At 69.2% G+C, this 21,296-nt stretch carries 19 protein-coding genes; 13 read left to right on the top strand and 6 right to left on the bottom strand.

Annotated elements, in window-relative coordinates; translation table 11 throughout:
- Positions 1-163: 163 nt before the first annotated feature.
- A complete protein-coding gene (locus ACZ5ZX_RS26860; protein WP_465504741.1) occupies positions 164-1,219 on the top strand; it encodes a chitinase in 1,056 nt (351 codons plus the stop codon).
- On the opposite strand, the gene ACZ5ZX_RS26855 is transcribed toward ACZ5ZX_RS26860, so the two are convergent.
- Entirely contained in the window at positions 1,155-6,434 is a 5,280-nt protein-coding gene (locus ACZ5ZX_RS26855; protein WP_465504740.1) for a type I polyketide synthase, read from the bottom strand. The two genes, ACZ5ZX_RS26860 and ACZ5ZX_RS26855, sit on opposite strands and share 65 nt — an antisense overlap.
- A 312-nt stretch (positions 6,435-6,746) precedes the next feature.
- Between ACZ5ZX_RS26855 and ACZ5ZX_RS26850 the strand changes: the two genes are divergently transcribed.
- Complete coding sequence (locus ACZ5ZX_RS26850) at positions 6,747-8,003, top strand: helix-turn-helix domain-containing protein (protein WP_465504739.1); 1,257 nt, start codon at positions 6,747-6,749, stop codon at positions 8,001-8,003.
- 39 nt (positions 8,004-8,042) lie between these two features.
- On the opposite strand, the gene dapE is transcribed toward ACZ5ZX_RS26850, so the two are convergent.
- Positions 8,043-9,116 carry a succinyl-diaminopimelate desuccinylase gene (dapE, locus tag ACZ5ZX_RS26845; RefSeq protein ID WP_465504738.1) on the bottom strand — a complete coding sequence of 358 codons (1,074 nt, stop codon included), beginning with the start codon at positions 9,114-9,116 and terminating at the stop codon, positions 8,043-8,045.
- Positions 9,117-9,164: 48 nt separating this feature from the next.
- Between dapE and ACZ5ZX_RS26840 the strand changes: the two genes are divergently transcribed.
- From ACZ5ZX_RS26840 to ACZ5ZX_RS26830, 3 genes are all read left to right on the top strand, one after another.
- Positions 9,165-9,554 (top strand): hypothetical protein, encoded by a 390-nt coding sequence (locus ACZ5ZX_RS26840; protein WP_465504737.1) that lies wholly within the window; start codon positions 9,165-9,167, stop codon positions 9,552-9,554.
- A gap of 28 nt (positions 9,555-9,582) precedes the next feature.
- A complete protein-coding gene (gene dapD, locus ACZ5ZX_RS26835) occupies positions 9,583-10,569 on the top strand; it encodes a 2,3,4,5-tetrahydropyridine-2,6-dicarboxylate N-succinyltransferase (protein WP_465504736.1) in 987 nt (328 codons plus the stop codon).
- A 117-nt stretch (positions 10,570-10,686) separates the two neighbouring features.
- A complete protein-coding gene (locus ACZ5ZX_RS26830) occupies positions 10,687-11,658 on the top strand; it encodes a CHAD domain-containing protein (RefSeq protein ID WP_465504735.1) in 972 nt (323 codons plus the stop codon).
- Here the strand turns inward: ACZ5ZX_RS26830 and ACZ5ZX_RS26825 are convergent.
- Positions 11,634-13,037 carry an FAD-dependent monooxygenase gene (locus ACZ5ZX_RS26825; protein WP_465504734.1) on the bottom strand — a complete coding sequence of 468 codons (1,404 nt, stop codon included), beginning with the start codon at positions 13,035-13,037 and terminating at the stop codon, positions 11,634-11,636. The two genes, ACZ5ZX_RS26830 and ACZ5ZX_RS26825, sit on opposite strands and share 25 nt — an antisense overlap.
- A 79-nt stretch (positions 13,038-13,116) precedes the next feature.
- Between ACZ5ZX_RS26825 and ACZ5ZX_RS26820 the strand changes: the two genes are divergently transcribed.
- Positions 13,117-13,725 carry a TetR/AcrR family transcriptional regulator gene (locus ACZ5ZX_RS26820; RefSeq protein ID WP_465504733.1) on the top strand — a complete coding sequence of 203 codons (609 nt, stop codon included), beginning with the start codon at positions 13,117-13,119 and terminating at the stop codon, positions 13,723-13,725.
- A 106-nt stretch (positions 13,726-13,831) separates the two neighbouring features.
- On the opposite strand, the gene dapC is transcribed toward ACZ5ZX_RS26820, so the two are convergent.
- The 3 genes from dapC to ACZ5ZX_RS26805 form a co-directional block, all read right to left on the bottom strand.
- On the bottom strand, positions 13,832-14,923 hold the full coding sequence (dapC, locus tag ACZ5ZX_RS26815; protein WP_465504732.1) for a succinyldiaminopimelate transaminase: 1,092 nt from the start codon (positions 14,921-14,923) through the stop codon (positions 13,832-13,834).
- A complete protein-coding gene (gene fdxA / locus ACZ5ZX_RS26810) occupies positions 14,920-15,240 on the bottom strand; it encodes a ferredoxin (RefSeq protein WP_016331413.1) in 321 nt (106 codons plus the stop codon). Before fdxA ends, dapC begins: the two co-directional genes overlap by 4 nt.
- Before the next feature lie 112 nt (positions 15,241-15,352).
- A complete protein-coding gene (locus ACZ5ZX_RS26805) occupies positions 15,353-15,547 on the bottom strand; it encodes a hypothetical protein (RefSeq protein WP_465504731.1) in 195 nt (64 codons plus the stop codon).
- 52 nt (positions 15,548-15,599) lie between these two features.
- On the opposite strand from ACZ5ZX_RS26805, the gene ACZ5ZX_RS26800 reads away from it, so the two are divergent.
- The 7 genes from ACZ5ZX_RS26800 (at position 15,600) to ACZ5ZX_RS26770 (ending at position 21,204) form a co-directional block, all read left to right on the top strand.
- Positions 15,600-16,334, top strand: a complete 735-nt coding sequence (locus ACZ5ZX_RS26800) for a GNAT family N-acetyltransferase (RefSeq protein WP_465504937.1) — start codon at positions 15,600-15,602, stop codon at positions 16,332-16,334.
- Positions 16,331-17,329 (top strand): 2-phospho-L-lactate transferase, encoded by a 999-nt coding sequence (gene cofD, locus ACZ5ZX_RS26795; RefSeq protein WP_465504730.1) that lies wholly within the window; start codon positions 16,331-16,333, stop codon positions 17,327-17,329. The genes ACZ5ZX_RS26800 and cofD overlap by 4 nt, the downstream gene beginning before the upstream one ends.
- Complete coding sequence (locus ACZ5ZX_RS26790) at positions 17,265-18,659, top strand: coenzyme F420-0:L-glutamate ligase (RefSeq protein ID WP_465504729.1); 1,395 nt, start codon at positions 17,265-17,267, stop codon at positions 18,657-18,659. The genes cofD and ACZ5ZX_RS26790 overlap by 65 nt, the downstream gene beginning before the upstream one ends.
- Positions 18,656-19,201, top strand: a complete 546-nt coding sequence (locus ACZ5ZX_RS26785) for an NUDIX hydrolase (protein ID WP_465504728.1) — start codon at positions 18,656-18,658, stop codon at positions 19,199-19,201. Before ACZ5ZX_RS26790 ends, ACZ5ZX_RS26785 begins: the two co-directional genes overlap by 4 nt.
- Positions 19,202-19,229: 28 nt before the next feature.
- Complete coding sequence (locus tag ACZ5ZX_RS26780) at positions 19,230-19,904, top strand: hypothetical protein (RefSeq protein ID WP_465504727.1); 675 nt, start codon at positions 19,230-19,232, stop codon at positions 19,902-19,904.
- A gap of 648 nt (positions 19,905-20,552) precedes the next feature.
- Positions 20,553-20,903 carry a GntR family transcriptional regulator gene (locus ACZ5ZX_RS26775; RefSeq protein WP_465504726.1) on the top strand — a complete coding sequence of 117 codons (351 nt, stop codon included), beginning with the start codon at positions 20,553-20,555 and terminating at the stop codon, positions 20,901-20,903.
- A gap of 112 nt (positions 20,904-21,015) precedes the next feature.
- Entirely contained in the window at positions 21,016-21,204 is a 189-nt protein-coding gene (locus ACZ5ZX_RS26770) for a hypothetical protein (protein ID WP_465504725.1), read from the top strand.
- Positions 21,205-21,296 lie beyond the last annotated feature (92 nt).

The following is a 21,296-nucleotide window of genomic DNA, read 5'->3' as shown; positions in this document are numbered from 1 at the left end:
TGAGATGGCCCTCGTGCTTTCACCGGGAGAATTCCGGACAACTTTTCGATATCTGGTCTAGACCACCCGATCGTCGGTAGCGCCACTCATGCACGGCGACCTATGTTGAGCCGAACGGCCGCTTCCTGTTCGTTCACAACCGCTTTCGAGATGGGAGCTGGGTATGTTCGGTCGCGTCTCACGGCTGCTCGCAATCACCGGCGCGGCGGTACTCGCCGTCACCACCCTCGTCGTCCTGACCCCGGCGCAGGCCTCGGTGGACGCCGATGTCTGCCCGGTCAAGTCGAAACCCGCGGGCAAGGTCCTGCAGGGCTACTGGGAGAACTGGGACGGCGCTTCGAACGGCGTCCATCCGCCGATGGGCTGGATCCCGATCACCGACGCGCGGATCAAAGCCAACGGGTACAACGTGATCAACGCCGCCTTTCCGGTCATCCTGTCCGACGGAACGGTCAAATGGGAGGACGGGATGGACGCGACTGTGAAGGTCGCGACCCCGGCCGAAATGTGCGCCGCCAAGGACGCGGGCGCGACGATCCTGATGTCGATCGGGGGCGCCGCCGCGGGAATCGACCTCAACTCCACCGCGGTCGCCGACAAATTCGTTTCGACCATCGTGCCGATCCTGAAGAAGTACAACTTCGACGGGATCGACATCGACATCGAGACCGGTCTCGTCGGCAACGGGAACATCAACTCGCTTTCGCCGTCGCAGAGCAACCTCATCCGCATCATCGACGGTGTACTCGCCCAGATGCCTGCGAACTTCGGGCTCACCATGGCACCGGAAACCGCGTACGTCACCGGTGGCAGTGTGGTCTACGGATCGATCTGGGGCGCCTACCTGCCGATCGTCAAGAAATACGCGGACAACGGCAGGCTGTGGTGGCTGAACATGCAGTACTACAACGGAAGCATGTACGGCTGCTCGGGCGATTCGTATCAGGCCGGGACGGTTCAGGGTTTCGTCGCGCAGACGAATTGCCTCGACAAGGGTCTGGTGATCCAGGGCCAGACGATCCGCGTTCCCTACGACAAGCAGGCCCCTGGGCTGCCCGCGCAAGCCGGTGCCGGTGGCGGGTACATGTCGCCCAGCCTGGTTTCCCAGGCATGGCGCAGCATTCCGTCGCTCAAGGGCCTGATGACCTGGTCGATCAACTGGGACGGCTCGCGGAACTGGACGTTCGGGCAGAACGTGAAGGCGTTGCAGGGTCGCTGAGTCCCGCCTCATGCCACTGGCCAGACGCCGCGCCCTTACCGAGGTACCGCGCCAGAGTGTCCGGGGTCGGGTGTGTCCACATGACACTCGCGGGCAGCTCGACCCCGGTGCTCTGCTGAAGCCTGCCTCGGATCGAGATGCTCATGACGGAGTCGAGGCCGATGTCGCTGAACGGGCGATCCGGCTCCACCCGCTCCACGGGTACGCCGGTCACCTCGGCGACCAGGCGGCACACTTCGGCCATCGCCGCGTCGTGGATCTCTTCCTCGGGCAGGTCACGAAGCGACGCCCGCGGAGTGCTCGATCGGCCATCCCGCGTCGGGTCCGCCGGATCGACGACGTGTTCGAAGAGCGCGCGGCGGCCTCCGTGGGGAGGTCCGACCGGACGCACCACGAGTGCGTAGCCGTCATCGACGGTGTGCAGACAGTCCCATACCTGGAGCGCTTCGGCCGGGGTGATGCCACCGAACCCCTGGGCTTGCATGCTCTGCAGGCTGTCAGCGTTGAGGCGCCCCATCCCGGTGTCCCGCCACGCGGTCCACGCGATCGCGACGGTGTCCGTGCCTCGACCGCGGCGGTGCGCGGCCAGCCCGTCGAGGAAGGTGTTGGCGGCGGCGTAGGCCGTGACACCCGGCAGGGTGACCAACGGTGCGGTGGAGGAGAACAAGACCATTTCGTCGAGCGAGCCCGGCGGGAACAACCGATGCAGCACCAGCGCACCCTTGACCTTCGCGTGGAGGGTGTCGCGGGCGAGCCCCTCGTCGAACGTGTCGACGAGGCAGCCGCGGACGGTGCCTGCCGCGTGGACGACGCCGCGGATCTCCGGTAGCCCCAGCGCTTCCGGCGTGAGGACGGCCCGCGCCAGCTCGAAGTCGGTCACGTCCAGGGCGAGCGGACGTATGGTCGTTCCCGCGCTCTCCAGTTCTTCGATGACATCGATCGCGCGGCGGACGGCGCCGGTGCGCTGCTCCGGCCAGCTCGACCGATCGGGCAGGCCGGTCCTGCTCGTGAGCACCAGGTTGCGCGCGCCACGCGCGTGCAGGTGCCGCGCCGCCTCAAGACCGAGCGCCCCGAGTCCACCGGTGACGAGGTAGGTGGCGTCCGGATTCAGCCGGGTACGCGGAGTCTGCGCGCGATCGGGCCGGGGAACGACACGGGCGGCCCTGAGCACACCCGCGCCGATCGAGAGCCAGTCCTCATTCGGTGGCCGCCGGAGCACCTCGGCGAGAAGATCGAGCGTTCCCGTCTCGTCATCGTCCAGATCGATGACGCCGCACCGCAGTTCCGGGTGCTCCGCGGCGATGATCCGCGTCGCTCCCCACAGCGGGCGCTGGGCCAGCGCGGCCTCGTCCACGCACTCGCGTGCGCCGTTGGTGAGCACCCACAGCCGCGTGGATCCGGCGGACCGGATCGCCGCCTGCGTGCTGTGCACCAGTGAAATCAGGTTCCGCACAACCGATTCGTAGCCGGTGTCGATCGCGCCGCTCGCCGTCGTCGCCGGAGCCAGGAACAGGATGTCATGCCGTTGCCCACCTTCACCGTTCCACGCTGTCCCTGTGCCGTCGGCGAGGGAGCACTGGACACCGTTCCGGCTGAGATGCCGGACGAGCCGATCCGCGTCCGGCGTGGACTCCGGCGTGACAAGGGTGACTGAAGCGGGTTCGGCCGTCGAGGGCAAAGTCTCCACCGGCTGCCAGCTCATCCCATGCAGGAACACCGGGGGATCGGCGACCTGCGCGCTCTCGGCGTCGACGACTCCGAACCGCAGACCGGTGAACCGTGCCACCGATGTCCCGTCAAGCCCGCGCAGTCGCACGTCGATGGTGTCGGCACTGCCCTCGCGCAGCCGCGCCTCGATGTGGGCCTCCGCGGGAGAAGGGCCGTGCAACTCCACGGATTCCACGGCGGCGGGCATCCGGTACACGCCTTTGTCGGCCAGCGGCAACGAAGCCAGTGTCATGGCCGCGTCGGCGATGACGACCCAGCTCGGCGCGCGGCCGGCGAGGGACACGGTGGCCGTCACCGCCCGCGTGTCGTGTTCCAGGTGATCGACCTGCCACTCGAAGGCCAACCCGGAGACTCCCAGCGGCCGGAGCAGGTCGAGCACGTGTTCGTTGCCGACCGGTTCGCCGTCGCCTCTCGCCGATTCGTCGCCGTCGGCCGCGTCCGGGCCCAAGGCGACCGGTCCACCGTCTCGCGCGGACGTGTGGGTGATCCAGCCGGAGTCGGCGTGCGCGCCAGGCGGCCGCGAGCTCAAGACCGCCACACCGTCCTGCACGACGACCTGCACCGCGCGATCCTGTTCGGCGGGCAACGGCGTGCGCAAGGCCACGTCGCGCAGCCGTCGTGGTTCACCGTTCTCCGGAGAGATCGCGGCGATCAACGTGCCGAGCAGGACCGCCGCGGGCACGATATCCGCGCCGTGGACCGTATGCGGCTCGTCGTACGGCCGGTTGCCGGGTGCCAGTCTCGTCTGCCATACGGTCGCGGGCGGAGTGGTGGCCACCGCGGTGCGCGCCCCCAGCAGCAGGTGTGAAGCGGCGTCGTGCTCACCGCCCTGGTCGTTGACGGCGTCCGGCAGCCAGAACCGCTGGTGCTGCCACGCGGTGAGCGGCAGGTCGGCGCTCGGCGGTTCCGGCCAGGCTTTCCGCCAGTCCACGAGCGCGCCGGCGCAGTGCAGCACACCCAGCTGTCCGGCGATCTCCGCCAGCTCCGGTTCGGCGCGCCGCAAGGAATGTGCCGTCGTCACCCCGTCCACGCCGAGCTGCTCCGCGGTCTGGTCGATGTTCTGCCGCACGATGGGATGTGAGGAGACTTCGAGGAAATGCCGGTATCCGTCCTCCAGCAGCGCCGTGATCGCGCCGGCGAACCTCACCGGGTTCCGCATGTTCCCTTGCCAGTAAGCCGGGTCTCGCGGAGCCGTCGATCGCGGGTCGGTGAGCGAAGACGAATAGAGCGGGAGAAGGGCGGGCCCGATCTCGAGATCCGCGGCCGCTTCGCCCAGATCGCCGAGCAGAGGATTCATGTGGACACCGTGGAAGGCGACATCAGAGGCGACACGGCGGACGACGGTGCCTTTCCGCTCCCGCTCGGCCGCGAACGCGGCGACCTCGTGCGCGTCGCCGCACACCACGGACCAGCCCGGCGCGGGCTCCACCGCCGCGTCCAGGCCGGCCTCGCCGGCGAGCCGCGCCTCGAGCTCACCGAACGGGATGTCCAGCACCGCCATGGCACCGCGACCCGCCACCGATTTCAAGAGCGAAGCCCGGCGACACGCGAACCGCACCGCGTCCTGGCGGCTCCACACTCCGGCGACCGCCGCCGCGGCGATCTCGCCCATCGAATGCCCGACGACCGCCGCCGGCTCGACCCCCTGTGCCCGCCACACCTGGGTCAAGCCGAGCTGCATCGCCACCAGGATCGCTTGAATCCGGTCGGTTCTGGTCAGGTCATCGCTCTCCAACGCGGAGATCAGGGAGAACCCCGCCTCTTCGCGGAAGATCGGATCGAACTCCTCGCAAACCCCAGCGAACTCCGCACTGCGCGCGAGCAGCTCCCGGCCCATGCCGACCCACTGGGAACCATGTCCGGAGAAGACGAAGACCGGCGGGGTCGGTACGCCACCGTTGCGTAGGCGCACCAGGCCGGCGTCTCCCTCGACCGACCAGGCCCGCAGGCGATCGGCGGCCTGCGCCCTGTTCTCGGCGACCACCGCCATCCGCCACGCGAGGTGTGAGCGGCGCACCGCGAGCGTTCCCGCCACGGCGTCGAGGTCGAGTCGCTCCACCTCGAATGCGGTGGCCAGCCGGTCCGCGGACTCGCGCAAGGCCGCCGGCGACGCGGCGGACAGGACCAAGGTCCTCGGCCTGCCGTCGCGTTCGTCCGACGGTCCGGCCGTCACCGGATCGCCCTCTTCGAGGACGGTGTGCGCGATGGTGCCGCCGTATCCGAAACTCGAGATACCGGCCAGTCTCGGCCGGTCAGTGCGGCGCTTCCACGGGGTCGCCTCCGCGACCACCCTGACCGCCCGCGACGTCAGGACCGCCGGGTTCACGCCCTCGCCGGCGCCGACCGTCGGCGGGATGACCTCGTTCCGCATCGCCAAGACCGCTTTGATGACACCGACGACGCCGGCGCCCGCTTCCAGATGTCCCACGTTGCCTTTGGCCGAACCGATCAGCAGCGGCTTCTCGCCCGATCGGCCTGCCCCGAACACGGTCGCCGCGGCCGAGGCCTCCACCGGATCCCCGAGGGGGGTGCCCGTTCCGTGCGCCTCCAGATAATCGACCGCCGAGGGGCTGATTCCCGCCCGATCGTAAATGCCGCGCAGCATCTCTATCTGTGCCTCGCCGTTCGGCGCCATGATGCCGTTCGTCCGGCCGTCCTGCCGGATCCCGGACGCCCGCACCACCGCCAGCACCTCGTTGCCGTCATGACGGGCGTCCGCCATCCGCTTCAGGACGACGACGGCGGCTCCTTCCCCTCGCCCATATCCGTCAGCCGCGGCGGAGAAGGGCTTGCTCCTGCCATCCGGCGCCAGCGCGCCCGAGGCCCCCAGCGACAGCGTCTGGGCCGGAGCCGCGATGAGATTGACACCGCCGGCGATCACGACTTCGCATTCGCCTGCCCGCAGGGCTTGAGCGCCCAGGTGCAGCGACGCCAGCGCCGACGAACAGGCGCTGTCCACGGCGAAGCTCGGTCCGTGAAGATCGAGGAAGTAGGACACGCGGTTGGCGACGGCGCAGTAGCTCCCGCCGATACTGCTCCAAGGCTCGATCTGTTCAGGAGTGGCGAGCAGCATCTGCCCGTATTCACCGCCACCGACCCCGATGATCACCCCGGCGTCGCTCCCGGCCAAAGAGGACGGTGCGATCCCCGCGTGCTCCAGTGCCTCCCACACCACCTCGAGCATCAAACGTTGCTGAGGGTCCATGTAGATCGCCTCACGCGGCGTGACACCGAAGAAGTCGGCGTCGAATCCCCCTGCGTTCTCGAGGTAGGCGGCGCGACTGACCGCCCCGTTCACCGCCGCCGAAGCAGCCGGTCCGGACGCCCGATACGCGGCCCACCTCCCCTCGGGCAGGTCGCCGACCACTGAACGTCCTTCGACCAGGCATCGCCACAGCTCACCGGGGCCACCGATCCCCCCTGCCAGCCTCAATCCCATGCCGACGATGGCAACGGCCTCACCGTCATACACACTCGAAGCGACCATTGTTCGTCCATTCTTGACAGAATATCGAAAGGGGGTTCGCGACAATAAGAAATCAGGATCAGGAATCGTCAGTAAGAACCGAAACAATTATCGGTGACCTCACTGAGCATCCGAACACCTCGCCGCGGCACGGCGCAAGCACTCACCTCACGTCGAGACTTTCGACCAGCGAAAATGCCCGATCTTCGGACAGCCGCCGTCAAGAGGTTCCGACCGATGAGCAAGGGGATCGGTTTCTCGGTGCCGTAGCGGGCGCCGCGGCCGAGGGAGCCGAAGGCGCTTTCTGCGTGCTCGGCCGTATCGTTCTCGGACATGGGCGAGGAGGTCGGTGGACGACTGCGACGGCTGCGCGCCGAGCGCGGCCTCACCCAGCGTGAACTCGCCGAGCCGCACTACACCGCCGCGTACGTTTCGTCCGTCGAGACGGGGGCGCGGACCCCGTCCGGTGACGCGCTGCGCCACTTCGCCACCCAGCTCGGGGTCGACACCGGCGAACTGCTCGGCGTGACCTCGCCCCGCGACGACGTCCGGCTCGATCTGGACATCGCGATGGCCGCTTCGGACTTCCTCTCGGGGAACGGCTCGGCTCCGAAGATGCGGCGGCTGGCTCGTCGGGCGGAGCGGATCGGCCGGGCGCGCCAGGCAGGACTCGCCTGGCTGTGGCTCGCGCGGTACAGCGAGAGCGACGATCGGCCGCGACTGATAGCCGCCGCCGAAGCCGCCCTCAGCGAGGACATCCCGCCGTACCGCGAACTGGCCATGGCGTTGCGGGCGAACGTCCTGATCGGCTGGGGCGAGCCGCACCACGGGATGCACCTGCTCCGGACCGCGCTCGACACGAGCCTCGACGGCTATCCGCATCCGCTGCTCCTGCTGACCTTGCGGGGATACCTCGCCGAAGGGCACCTCCGCCTCGGCGAGACCGCTCAGGCCGCGCAGCACGCGAGCGAGGCGCTACGGCTGGCTCGCGGGGACGAGCAGATCCTGACCGAACTCACCGAGAACCAACGACGACTGGTCGAGGCCTACCTCGGCGGAGGGCGGGTGGCCGACGCCGCCGCCGCCGTATCGGTGCTGCACGATCTGCTTCACGAGCGCGCGTTGCGGCCGGTGCTGGCCCGGTGTCTGTTCGCGCGGGCCCTGGTCCGTCGTGCCGACGACCTCGAAGGCGCTCTCGCGGACCTTCGCGCGTCAAGGGCGGCCGCGCCCGATCACGCCGTCACCCTGGAACTCGCCGACCTCTGCCGCGAACTCGGTCGCCTCGACGACGCCGCCGCGCTGCTCGCCGAAGCGGCCGAAGCCATCCCTGCGGACTCTCCGCACTCCGCTTCGCTCATGTTCCAGCGGGGCTCACTGGCGTTGGCCCGTGGCGATCTCGAAGCCGCCGAAGCGGGCTTCACGCACGCCATCGACGTAGCAGCGCTCCACGACGCTCGCGGCGTCTTGGCCGCTTCGGTCGACAAAGCGGGAGGGCTGCTTCTCGACCAAGGGCGCGTCGAAGAGGCCGCGGACCTGCTGCGGCGTGGACTGCTCCTGCTGGGCGCGGAAGAGGACTCGCCGGGGCGATAGCAAAGGTCCCTTGCTCTCTTTCCGCAGGTCAGCGCGAACCTAGCCGAGGAACGCGCGCAGCACCGCGGCAACCTGGCGGATCTCACCGGCCCGCACATGCTCCTGTCGCGTATGCGCCAGCGTCGGGTCGCCGGGCCCGAAGTTCACCGCCGGGATCCCGAGAGCGGCGAAGCGCGCGACGTCGGTCCAGCCCAGCTTCGCGACCGCCTTGCCACCGGCCGCCGCGACCAGCTCGGCCGCCGCGGGGACGCTCAGGCCAGGCAAAGCGCCTGGCGACAAGTCGACCACCTTCACGTCGTAGCCCTCGAAGACCTCGCGAAGGTGTGCCTCGGCCTGCTCCGAGCTCCGGTCCGGGGCGAAGCGGTGGTTGATCGTGAGCACGGCCTCGTCCGGGACGACGTTGCCCGCGACCCCGCCGCCGATCTTCGTGGCCTGCAGGCCCTCGCGATAGGTCAGGCCGTCGATGTCGACCACTCGCGGGGTGTACTCGGCCAGCCTGCGCAGCGGCTCGGCGAGGCCGTGGATCGCGTTGACGCCCATCCAGCCGCGCGCGGTGTGCGCCCGGACGCCTTCGACGCGGATCTCGATCCGCATCGTGCCCTGGCAGCCACCCTCGATGCCGCCGTTCGAAGGCTCGCCGAGGATCGCGAGGTCGCCTCGCAGCCACTCGGGCAGCTCGCGCTCGATACGGCCGAGACCGTTCTTCGTCGCTTCGATCTCTTCGCAGTCGTAGAACACGAAGGTGACGTCGTGCCGAGGCTCGCGCAGGGCGGCGGCGAGGTGCAGGAAGACAGCGTCGCCACTCTTCATGTCGACGGTGCCCAGGCCGTGCAGGATCTCGTCGTCACCGGTCCCCTCACGGCGCACCGGCAGGTTCTCGTTGACCGGAACGGTGTCGAGATGCCCCGCCAGCACCACCCGCGAAGGACGGCCGAGGTTCGTGCGGGCGAGGACGGCGTCGCCGTTGCGGATCACCTCGAGGTGGGGCGCCTGCGTCTCCAGCGCGGCCTGCACGGCGTCCGCGATGACCTTCTCCTCTTCCGAGACGCTGAAGATGTCCACCAGCGCGGCGGTGAGGTCGACAGGGTCCGCGTGCAGATCGAGCGAAGGCATGCCCGCACCGTACCGGCGGGGCCGCAGGGCTACCGTGAGGGAGTGCGCATGCGAGCGGTCTTGGTCGCCCTTCTCCTGCTAGTCAGCGGCTGCGGATCGGGCGAGGTCCCGGTGACGGTGAAACCGACCCGGAGCGCCGGTCCGGACGTGCTGCCGATCAAGCTCAAGGCACTGACCACCGACCGGTGCTACCTGACACCGGGGGCCGAGTCGCCCAAGGGCTGCCAGAAGTACGTCACCGAACTCTCGAGCGCCGCGGGCAGCGTCCGCAAGCGCAGGCCGGACCTTTCGACGAGCGCCGACGCCCTCGATCGCCCGATCGCCGCGTTCCGCACCGCGAACTGCCAGGACCAGCCGGCACCCGGCGGCGCGTGCGGCCAGGCGCTCGTCGACATGTCGGCGGCGTTGACCAGCGTGAAGAGCCTCGTCGGAGGTTGACGCAGGTCACTGGGTTACCGTTCAGGGCGTGAGCGAGCAGACCCCTGATCCCGAAACGACCGGCGCCACCGGCGTCGGACTGGCCACCGTCACTACCGACGGCACGGTGCTGGACACCTGGTTCCCGCTGCCCAAGCTGACCGAGAGCGCCGAGGACAAGCCCGGCACGGTGCGGCTGACCGCCGAAGAGGCCTCCGAGGCTCTCGGCGAGGCCGCCGCGGCCCAGCTCGGTCCGGACACCGACCGCGGTGTCGAGGTCGTCGCGGTCCGCACGACCGTCGCCCGTCTCGCCGACGCCCCCGGCGACGCGCACGACGTCTACCTGCGCCTGCACCTGCTGTCGCACCGGCTGGTCCGGCCGCACGGCGCTAACCTCGACGGCATCTTCGGCCTGCTGGCGAACGTCGTGTGGACCAACCACGGACCGTGCCCCGTCGAGGGCTTCGAGGCGACCCGGCTGCGGCTGCGGGCGCGCGGCAACGTCACCGTCTACGGCGTGGACAAGTTCCCCCGGATGGTGGACTACGTCGTGCCGACCGGTGTCCGCATCGCCGACGCCGACCGCGCCCGTCTCGGCGCGCACCTGGCCAACGGCACCACGGTCATGCACGAGGGCTTCGTCAACTACAACGCCGGCACGCTCGGCGCCTCCATGGTCGAGGGCCGGATCTCGGCCGGTGTCGTGGTCGGCGACGGTTCCGACGTCGGCGGCGGCGCGTCGATCATGGGCACGCTGTCCGGTGGCGGCAAGGAGGTCATCTCCATCGGCGAGCGCTGCCTGATCGGCGCGAACGGCGGCGTCGGCATCTCGCTCGGCGACGACTCGGTCGTCGAGGCAGGCCTGTACGTCACGGCGGGCACGAAGGTGACCTTCGAGGGCAAGGTCGTGAAGGCGCTGGAGCTGTCCGGCATCTCGGGTGCGGTGTTCCGGCGGAATTCCGGAACCGGCGCCGTCGAGGTCGTCGCCCGAACCGGCGTCGGCATCGAGCTGAACGCGGCCCTGCACGCCAACTGACCTGCGAAAAGAGAGCAAGGGACCTTTGCTATCACTCTCCCCCGGAGAGCGAGAGCAAAGGTCCCTTGCTTCTCTCACGGCCTGGACCACCTCGTCGGTTCACCTAGAATTCATCTTGTGACAGCCGAGGCCCCGCCGCGCAAGAACGTCCCTTCGACCACCCCGGCCGCACTCGGGCTCGGCGAACGGCCCGCGAAGGCCGGGCCGGACGATCCGGCGGCCACCCACGTCCGGGTCAAACTCGACGTCGAGATCCGCGCGCTCCTCGCGCACGAACCCGGCACCAAATCCGGCGCCGACCCCGAAGACCTGCACCAGATGCGGGTCGCGCTGCGCCGCATGCGCAGTGTCCTCAAGCTGTCGGGCCGCCTTGTCGGGCCGGACGCCGAACCGGTGCGCGCGGAGCTCGGCTGGCTCGGCCAGTCACTCGGTGACGTCCGGGATTACGACGTCCTGATCGGACATCTGCGGGAGGTCGTCGCGGAGTTCGAGGTGCGCGACCAGCCTGCCGCGCGTCGTCTGGTCTCGAAGTTCGTCACCGAACGCGGAGTCGCGAAGCGGCGGCTCACCCGCGCGCTCGCCAGTCCCCGGTACGCCGCGATGGTGCAGGACATCGGCCGTCTCGCCCGGCAGCCCGCCGCCGAGGAGGGCACCTCCGAGGCGGGATCCACCTCCGCGGATCTCATCGCCGGCCTCGCGAAGCCGCATCGAAAGCTCGCGAAGGCCGTGAAGGCGCTTCCGTCCAATCCCCCGGACGACGACCTTCACGCGCTTCGCATCTACGGCAAGAAACTCCGCTACGCCGCCGAGATGGCCAAGCCCGCCGCGAAGAAGAAGCAAGCGGAGCGGATCCAGCGGCTGATCAAGGCCACGAAGAACTTCCAGACCGTCCTCGGGGACCACCAGGACGCCTGCGTCGCCGCCGATCGCATGCGCACCGTCGTCGCCTCTGTCGACGCCGAGGTCGCCTTCATCGCCGGCCGGATCGCGGAGAAGGAGCTGCTGCGCAGGGCCGAGGTCCGTGCCGTGTGGCGCGATGTGTGGGCCGAGGTCGACGCGGCCGCTCAGGCGGTGATCGCGCGCAGGTAGCCGTCCGGCCTGATCAGCACCTGGCGCCCGTTCTCGGCCTCGTATGCGGCGAAGGCGTGCCCGCCGACGTCCTCGAAGTCCACATCGGACAGTGTGCTGCCCGCGGGAAGGATCCGGCGCGCGCCGTCGGGGGCGGGACCGTCGCCGAACACCAGCACTGTGGCCTGCGGACCGCGTAGCAGTTCGAAGAGCCGGACGGGTTTGCCGTTCGCGTCGGCCAGTGGCGCGTCCGGCGCGCGGTCGCCGGGCCGGATCCGGCCGGTCGCCTCGGGTGCGAGCGGGCCGCCGCGATATCCGATGTCGAGCTGACGCGTGTTCTCACCGCGCTCGTGCGCGTCTTCCGAGCCTTCCTTGTACTTCTCGAGGATTTCGGTGCTGATCTTCAGCACCCGCGCCGCGACCCCGCGCCGCTCGGGCTCGTAGCTGTCGAGCAGCCCGGCCGAACCGTCGGCGAGTTTCCAGCCCAGGTTGTACGCGTCCTGCACGCCGGTGTTGAGCCCCTGCCCGCCGGTGGGCGGGTGGACGTGCGCCGCGTCGCCGGCGAGGAAAACACGACCGTCCCGGAACCGCTCGGCGAGCCTGATGTTCGGCCGCCACACCGTCGACCAGGCGAGATCGTGCAACCGGACCCCGCCGCCGGACAGCTCGTCGAGCCGGGACTGCAACGTCTCCAGCGACGCCTCGACTTCCTCCTCACTCAGCGGTGCCCCGAACTGGAAGTGCGGCACCCCGGGAAGCGGCGTGAGCACGATCCCCGACATCGGGTCTTCGGGCTTCGCGAACCAATGCCCGTACGCGCGATCGAGCCCCTCCGCTTGGACGTCACCCAGCAGCATGCGGATCGATTCGTCGGTGGTCCCCTCGAACGCGATCCCGAGCGCCTTGCGCACGAAGCTCTTCCCACCGTCCGCGCCGACGAGATAGTCGACCCGGATCCGCTCGCCCGGCAGTTCGGCGGTCACGCCGTCGGCGTCCTGCTCGAACCCGAGCAGCGGGGTGCCGAGCTCGACCTGGACCCCGAATTCGGCGAGCCGGTCGCGCAAGATCCCCTCGGTCCGGGACTGGCCGAGGAACCAGCCGTTCGGATACGGCACGTCCGGCGTCGGCTCGACGAGCTCGGCCATCATCCGCTCGCCGACGACCTCGCCGCCCAGGTGGAGCTTCATCGGTACCGGTGGCTGCCCGGCGGCCAGTACCGCGTCCAGCACGCCGAGATCTTCGAAAACCTCCAGCGTGCGCGGCTGCAGCCCGTCCCCGCGCGAGCCCTCGAAGAACGTCTCGGCCTTCTCCACGATCCGCACACCGACGCCGCGGCGCGCGAGATCGATGGCCAGCGTGAGCCCGGTCGGCCCGGCTCCCGCGATCAGAACCTCGGTCATCTCTCCTCCAGTGAATTATGATTCAGTGAATCCTGATTCACTATGACCGTTGCTAACCTTCCGTGTCAAGGAGGTGCCGATGACGGTGACGAGCCGCAAGGAGAAGGCGGCGGAGACCGAGGTCGCGCTGAAGGACGCGGCGAAGCGCGTTTTCGCGGCGAAGGGGTACCTGAACACGAAGATCACCGACATCACGGCGGAAGCCGGACGCGCGGCGGGCTCGTTCTACAACCACTTCGCGAGCAAGGAAGAGCTGCTCGAAGCGCTCCTCGCGGACCTCGCGGCGGCGAGCGACGTCAACGCGTCCTCACCGGAGCACAAAGCCGACTTCACCGACCCGGACGCCGTGCGCTGGCACGTCCGCGAGTACTGGAACTTCCATCGCGACAACGCGGCGACGATGCTCGCGCTGCGCCAGGCCGCGATGGTCAACGACGACTTCGCACACACCTTCGCCCGCTTCGGCGCCGATCAGGCGGCGGACATCGTCGGCCACCTCGGGTACATCACCGCGGCGGGGATGGAACTGCCCGCGTCGGAACGGCTCACGCTCGCGATGATGGCCGAACTGGTCAACGGCTTCGCGCACACGTGGCTGCTGGACCCGTCGTCGGTCTCCGAAGAGGAAGCGATCGAGGCGCTGACGCGGTTCATCTACCGGGGTTTCACCGGTCGCGATGTGCCCTGAGCTCCCCCGCCACCCCCGCGCGCGCTATGAAAGGTCCTTTCCTTGCAAATTTTGCAAGGAAAGGACCTTTCATGGCGCGCTACACGGGGCGTAAACCGAGTCAAACTCAGGAGGCGAGGCGTTCCGCGGCCGCGTCGATCCGCTCGTCCGTCGCCGTCAGGGCGATCCGGACGTGCTGTCCGCCCGTCGGCCCGTAGAAGGTGCCCGGCGCGGCGAGGATGCCGCGCTCGGCGAGCCAGTCGACCGTGTCGAGCGCGGATTCCCCGCGCGTGGACCAGAGATAGAGCCCCGCCTCGGAGTGCGAGATCTCGAAACCGCTGTCCAGCAACGCCTTCCGCAGCACCAGCCGTCGGCGCGCGTAGCGTTCCCGTTGCCCGGCAAGGGCTTCGTCGTCCTTCAGCGCGGCGACCATGGCCTCCTGCACCGGACGCGGCACGATCAGCCCGGAATGTTTGCGGATCTCCAGCAGTCCGGCGACGAGCTTCGGGTCGCCGGTGACGAAGCCGGCGCGGTAGCTGGCGAGGTTCGCGGACTTCGACAGCGAGTGGACGGCCAGCAGGCCGTCGAGAGAACCGCCGTGCACCGACGGGTGCAGGATCGACACGGGCTCGCTTTCCCAGCCCAGCGCCAGATAGCACTCGTCGGAGACCACGACGACGCCACGTTCCCGCGCCCAGTCGACGACCTTGCGCAGGTGGTCGACACCGAGCACGCGCCCGGTCGGGTTGGACGGCGAGTTCAGCCACAGCATCGACGGCCGCTGCGGGCCGAGCGCGATCGTGCTGTCCGCGCGCAGCAGGGAAGCACCCGCCAGCAGCACGCCGACCTCGTAGGTCGGATACGCCACCTCGGGGATGACGACGAGATCACCGGGGCCGAAGCCCAGTTGCCGCGGCAGCGAGGCGACCAGTTCCTTCGAACCGATCGTCGGCAGCACGGCCGCCTCGGGGACACCTTCGATGCCGTGCCGCCGCGAAAGTGCCTCGATCGCGGCGGCCCTCAGCTCGGGGATCCCGTGCGTGGTCGGATACCCCGGGATGTCCGACACGGACGCGAGTGCCGCGCGGACGCTCTCGGGGACCGGGTCCACCGGCGTGCCGATCGACAGGTCGACGATGCCGCCGGGATGTGCCTGGGCCTTCGCCTTGGCTCCGGCGAGGGAATCCCAGGGGAAATCAGGAAGAGCGACCCGGCTCATTCGCCCTGCGGGGGAAGAGCCTTGATGAAGGCGGGGTCGTGACTGGTCTTGCCGACCTTGGAGGCGCCACCGGGCGAGCCGAGTTCGTCGAAGAAGTCGACGTTCGCCTTGGTGTAGTCGTTCCACTCGTCGGGGACGTCGTCCTCGTAGTAGATCGCCTCGACGGGGCAGACCGGCTCGCAGGCACCGCAGTCGACGCATTCGTCCGGGTGGATGTACAGCATGCGGTCACCCTCGTAGATGCAGTCCACGGGGCACTCGTCGATACACGCCTTGTCGAGCACGTCGACGCAGGGCTCGGCGATCACGTAGGTCACTGCGCACTCCTGCTTTGTCTCTGCTTCACCAGTCTGCAACGGGACATTACGCGCCCACGGGCGCGACCGGCCCGCTTAGGCCACCCTTATCCGTACTCCGGGTATGTGCCCTTCAGCGGTCCTTCCGGCGAGGCGGCGGAGTGGCCCTGCTGTCCCCAGTGATGACGAATTTCGGCGCGGCGGGCTTCGCCGCCTCCGCGTTCTTCTCCTCGACGGCCTTTTCCGCGCCCAATGCCCGGTTGAAGCCGTCGGAGATCTCGCGGACCAGGTCTTCGTTGTGGCGATCGTCCTTGCGCGCGATGCTCATCGGGTCCCTCCACTGCCTTCCTTGACACAATCTAACCGTGAACAGTGCGGAAATGCTCGAGCTCACCTGCAGTCAGGCCTGGCCTCCCCTGCTGGAGAGCCGGATCGGCGACTGGCGGCTGCGCTGGGCGGCCGGGTTCACCGCCCGCGCCAACAGCGCCCTGGCGATCGGTGACCCGGGAAAACCGCTGCCAGAGGCCCTGCGGGAGGTCTGTGACTTCGCCCACGATCATGCCATCCCGCCGGTCGTCCAGGTGATCCAAAACACGTCGACCGAAGACGCCATCGAAGCCCACGGCTGGGTCCACCATGTGGAACACCGGCCCGCGCACGAGGTACGCGTGATGACCGGACCGCTCTCGCGCGGGACCTCGGCGGGAGCGGTGGTCCTCGACGAGCCGACGTCCGGATGGTGGGAGCTGACGACGGGCGGCACCGAGCCCGCGGAGGCGCCGCGCCACGTCCTCGGCACCGGCAAGGTCGGCTTCGGGGTCGTGGAACTCGACGGCGTCACGGCCGGGGCGGTGCGCGGCGCGATCGTCGGCGAGTGGCTGCACATCGCCCGGCTGGAGGTCCGTTCCGGATTCCGGCGCCGGGGACTGGCACGCGGGCTGATGAACGCGATCGGCGACTGGGCCGCCGCTCAGGGCGCCGCGGGCACCGTGCTGCAGGTCGCGATGGGGAACTCCGGCGCGCTGAAGCTGTACGAGGGCCTGGGCTGTACGGAGCACCACAGGTACCGCTACTGGGCCCCGGGTCCGGACGCGTGCGAGGATCGCCTGTCGTGAAGGTCGTCATTGTGGTCGGTGGAGTGGGCGGAGCCCGCTTCCTGCTGGGGGTCAAACAAGCACTGGGTCTGCCCGCGATCGGTTCCGCCCCGGAATCGCCGCACGAGGTGACCGCGCTGGTGAACACCGGGGACGACGTGTGGATGCACGGTCTGCGCATCTGCCCCGACCTGGACACCTGCATGTACACCCTCGGCGGGGGGATCGACGAAGAACGCGGCTGGGGGCACTCCGGCGAGACCTGGACGGTCAAGGAAGAGCTCGCCGAGTACGGCGCCGAGCCGACCTGGTTCGGGTTGGGTGACAAGGACATCGCGACGCATCTGATCCGTTCGCGGATGCTGCGCGCGGGGTATCCGCTCTCGCAGGTCACCGAGGCGCTGTGCGACCGCTGGCAGCCGGGCGTCCGCCTGCTGCCGATGTCGGACGACCGCGTCGAAACGCACGTCGTGATCGACGATCCCGAAGACCCGGAGCAGCGCAAGGCGATCCACTTCCAGGAGTGGTGGGTGCGCTACCGCGCCGAACCGAAGGCGCACTCGATCATCGCTGTCGGCGCCGACGAGGCGAAACCGGCGCCGGGCGTGCTGGACGCGATCGCGGGTGCCGACCTCGTGCTGTTCGCGCCGTCCAACCCGGTCGTCTCGGTCGGCACCGTCCTCGCCGTCCCCGGCGTGCGCGACGCGCTGCGGAAGACGCGCGCCAAGGTCGTCGGCATCTCGCCGATCATCGGCGGGAAGGCGTTGCGCGGTATGGCCGACGCCTGCCTGAGCGCGATCGGCGTGGAGACGTCCGCGGAAGCCGTCGGGCGGCATTACGGCTCTCGCAAGGAGTCTCCGGAAGGCGTGCTCGACGGCTGGCTGGTCGCCGAGGGGGAAACCGTCGACGTACCCGGGGTCGCCGTCCGCGACGTCCCCCTGCTGATGTCCGATGTGGACGCGACCGCGGCGATGGCGCGCGCCGCTTTCGACCTGGCGGGAGTCTCCGTTGACTGACCACGCTTCCGCGAAGATCGAGATCCTGCCGGTCGAGGGCCTCCCGGAGTTCCGCCCCGGCGACGACCTCACCGGAGCGATCGTCACGGCGGCCCCCTGGCTGCGCTCGGGTGACGTCCTGGTCGTGACGAGCAAGATCGTCTCCAAGGCCGAGGGCATGCTGATCCGCGTCCCGGCCGATCCCGAGGAGCGTGACGCCGCCCGGCGCAGGCTCGTCGAGGAGGAGTCTGTCCGCGTGATCGCGCGGATCAACCGGACGGTGATCACCGAGAACAAACTCGGCATCGTGCAGGCGGCGTCCGGCGTGGACGCGTCGAACGTGGCCTCCGGTGAGGTCGCTTTGCTGCCGTCCGATCCGGACGCCTCCGCGCTCGCGCTGCGGAACGGGCTGCGCGAGCGGCTCGGCGTCGAGGTCGCGGTCGTGGTCACCGACACGATGGGCCGCGCGTGGCGGGTCGGGCAGACCGACGCCGCGATCGGCGCGTCCGGTTTGCGTGTGCTGCATTCCTACGCGGGCGAGGTCGACAGTCAGGGCAACGAACTCGCGGTGACCGAAGTGGCGATCGCCGACGAACTCGCCGCCGCCGCTGATCTGGTGAAGGGCAAACTCGGCGGGACACCGGTCGCCGTCGTGCGCGGCCTTCAGCTGACCGACGACGGATCCACCGCCCGCAAACTGCTCCGGCCGGTGGAAGAGGACCTGTTCCGGCTCGGCACCAACGAAGCCATCGCGCAGGGCCGTCGGGAAGCCGTGCTCGCGCGGCGGTCGATCCGGTCCTTCACCGACGAGCCGGTCGATCCCGAGGTACTGCGCCGCGCCGTGTCGACGGCGCTGACGGCTCCCGCGCCGCACCACACCAAACCGGTCCGGTTCGTGTGGCTGCGCGAGGAAGGCTTGCGCCGCAAGCTTCTCGACGCGATGAAGGCGTCATGGCAGGCCGATCTCGAAGGCGACGGCTTCACCCCGGAGCAGGTCGCGAAACGGCTCAGCCGCGGCGACATCCTGTACAAAGCGCCCGAGGTCGTGGTGCCGTTCCTCGTCGCCGAGGGCGCGCACACCTACCGCGACGACCGCCGGAACGCCTGTGAGCACACGATGTTCACCGTCGCCGGCGGTGCGGCGGTGCAAGGGCTGCTGGTCGCGCTCGCCGCCGAAGACCTCGGCTCGTGCTGGATCGGCTCGACCATCTTCGCGGCCGGCATCGTGCGTGAGGTCCTCGGCCTGGACGCGCGCTGGGAGCCGCTCGGCGCGGTCGCGATCGGACATCCCGCCGCCCTGCCACCCGCCCGCGGCGCGGGCGAACCCGGTGAAGGACTTCTCGAACTGTGACCCTGCATGAGAACGTCGTGTCCACTTTGTCCAGTTGGCGGCCCGTGGACGCGGCCCAGGAATCCTTGCGGCAGGCCTATTTGGGCTTCCTCGCCGCCCGCGACGACGTCTGCCGTCGCGAATGCGCGGCGGGGCACATCACCGCGTCGGCCGTACTCCTGGACGCCGACGCGGAGAACGTCCTGCTCACCCTGCACCCGCGAGTCGGCCGCTGGCTCCAGCTCGGCGGGCATTGCGAACCGGGTGACGCGACGCTCGCGGACGCGGCCTTGCGCGAGGCACGGGAGGAATCGGGCATTCACGACCTGGTCATCGATCCGGCGCCGGTGCATCTCGACGTCCACCCGATCACTTGCTCACTCGGCGTCCCGACCCGGCATTTCGACGTGCGTTTCGCCGTGCGCGCACCACGGGGAGCGCAACCGGTACAAAGCGACGAATCGGACGATCTTCGTTGGTGGCCGGTGAATTCCCTGCCGAAAGGGTCGGAAGATCTGGCCGAACTGGTGGAAGCCGCCTTGCCCGCGACGTCCGGCCGTTAAGGTGTCGGCTGACGTTTAAGGGGGAATGATGCTGACGACGCTGACGCCATACCTGGATCGGGTCCGGGTGCACAGCAGCGGGGACGGCGACGGCTCCGGCTGGGTGCTGCTGATTTTGGCGATCATCATTATCATCATCGTGATCGTGGTGATCATCGTGAAGGCCAACCAGGCGAAGAAGCCGCCGATGACCTTCCCGCAGAACCCGAACTTCGGCGGTGGCGGCCCGGCTCCGGGTTTCCCGCCCCCTCCCCCGCCCGCGGGCGGTCCGGCACCGCAGGGCAACTGGCAGCAGCAGCCCCCGCCCGGTTTTCCGCCGCCTCAGCCCGGTTACGGGCAGGCACCCGGCTTCCCGCCGCCCCCGGCCCCGGTTCCGGCGGGTTTCGCGCCGCCGCCCGGCGCCCCGGCGGGTTTCGCGCCGCCCGGCGCCCCGGCGCCCAACCCGTTCGGCGCGCCCGGCATGGCTCAGCCCGGTTTCCCGCCGCCGCCTCCGCAGGCTGGGCCGCCGATCGACGGGAGTGCCGACCGCACGCAGGTCGTCTCCCCGCAGCAGCAGGCGGACGCCGGTGCCGATCGCACCCAGGTCGTGTCGTCCGCGAACGCCGACCGGACCCAGGTCGTCTCCCCGGCGGATGGCGACCGGACGCAGGTCGTGACCGGCGGTGCGGGTGACGCCACCCAGGTGGTCCCGCCCCGCCAGTAGCCCCGGATGTCCGTGAAGGCCTCCTTCCCTACTCTCAGGGTCAGGGCCCCGGCAAAGTCAAGGTAGAGCTTGATCAACGGAAGATCAGGGACACTCAACGTCCCTGATCTTCCGTTGATCAAGGGCGAGCCGAGGTAGGGCAGGCCTGATTTTGGACACCGCGGGGCTACAGGTGCGGTTTCGCGGGAATGTCGTGAGTGGCGATTCGGGTGAGGGCCACTGGTGTCTTAGGTACCTGCCATCGGGCGACACGCGTGATCCGACGGAGAGCACACGTGAGTGAACGGAGAACACGCGACGAAACCTGCCCCTCCCGCGTGTCATCCATCCAGCCACGCGAAACCACCGACTCAGCCCGGGTCGTGAGTGGCGATTCGGGCTAGAACACGAAACACCACTCACGACCCCCTCGCGAAACCGTGCAAGATGCCCAAATCGGGCATTTTTGTCTCGAAAAGTGCCCCTTATGGACAGTCCGGACCCGGCTGAGGCCCCTTGCGTGGGCCCGCTCCCGCCGCGTCCACCACAACGCGTTCGTCTTGTCCCGCTCTAGAGGTGCAGCCGGCCAGCACTTATGCGACTTTGCCGGTTCCCTACCCTCAGGGTGGTGAAGGAGGCCTTCACGGCATTCCAGCAGGGAGATATCGCATGATCAGGGTCGATCCGAACTCCTCGGTCCCGCCCTTCGAGCAGGTGCGCACCGGCTACGCGGCACAGATCAACGACGGCACGCTGCCCGTCGGGGCGAAACTCCCGACCGTGCGCAAACTGGCCGAAGACCTCGGCATCGCCCCGAACACCGTCGCCAAGGCCTACCGGGAACTCGAGGAAGCGGGCCTGATCGAAACCCGCGGCCGGGCGGGGACGTTCGTCAGCGCCGTCGGTGACGAGTCCCGCGAACGTGCCAGGCAGGCGGCGGCCGACTACGCGGCGTTGACCAGGAAACTGGGTCTCGACCGCGACGAAGCCAAAGCGATCGTCGACGCCGCGCTGGGCTGACCGAGCAGGCTTCCTCGTGCTCACCGGGGTTCGGGATCTTCTTCCTGATCCAGACGCTCGAAGCCGAAGCCGCCGCCGGGCCGGTGAGCAGGAGCCCGGTTAGGCTCTCGGCATGGTCTTCCTTTTGGTGTTGGTGGTCGGCTTCCTGGTCTTGGCCGGGGCCGGGGTCGGGATCTACTTCCTCGTGAAGTCGAACAGCAAGCCGCGACCGCCCGCCCTGCCGTACCACCAGTACCCGCAGCAGCCGCCGCAATACCCCAGCCAGCAGCAGACCTACCCGCCGCAGGGCTGGGGCAACTAGGGCGTGTCCTGCGGATCTTGTTCATGATCGTGTGCAGACAATGACTGTGTGGTGGGTCGTGGTGAGCTGACGGATCGGGCGTGGGCGGTGAT

It is taken from the genome of Amycolatopsis sp. NPDC033938, assembly GCF_055575975.1.
Note: the sequence above shows the minus strand (reverse complement) of the source record. Positions and strands in the feature narration are given on the sequence as shown.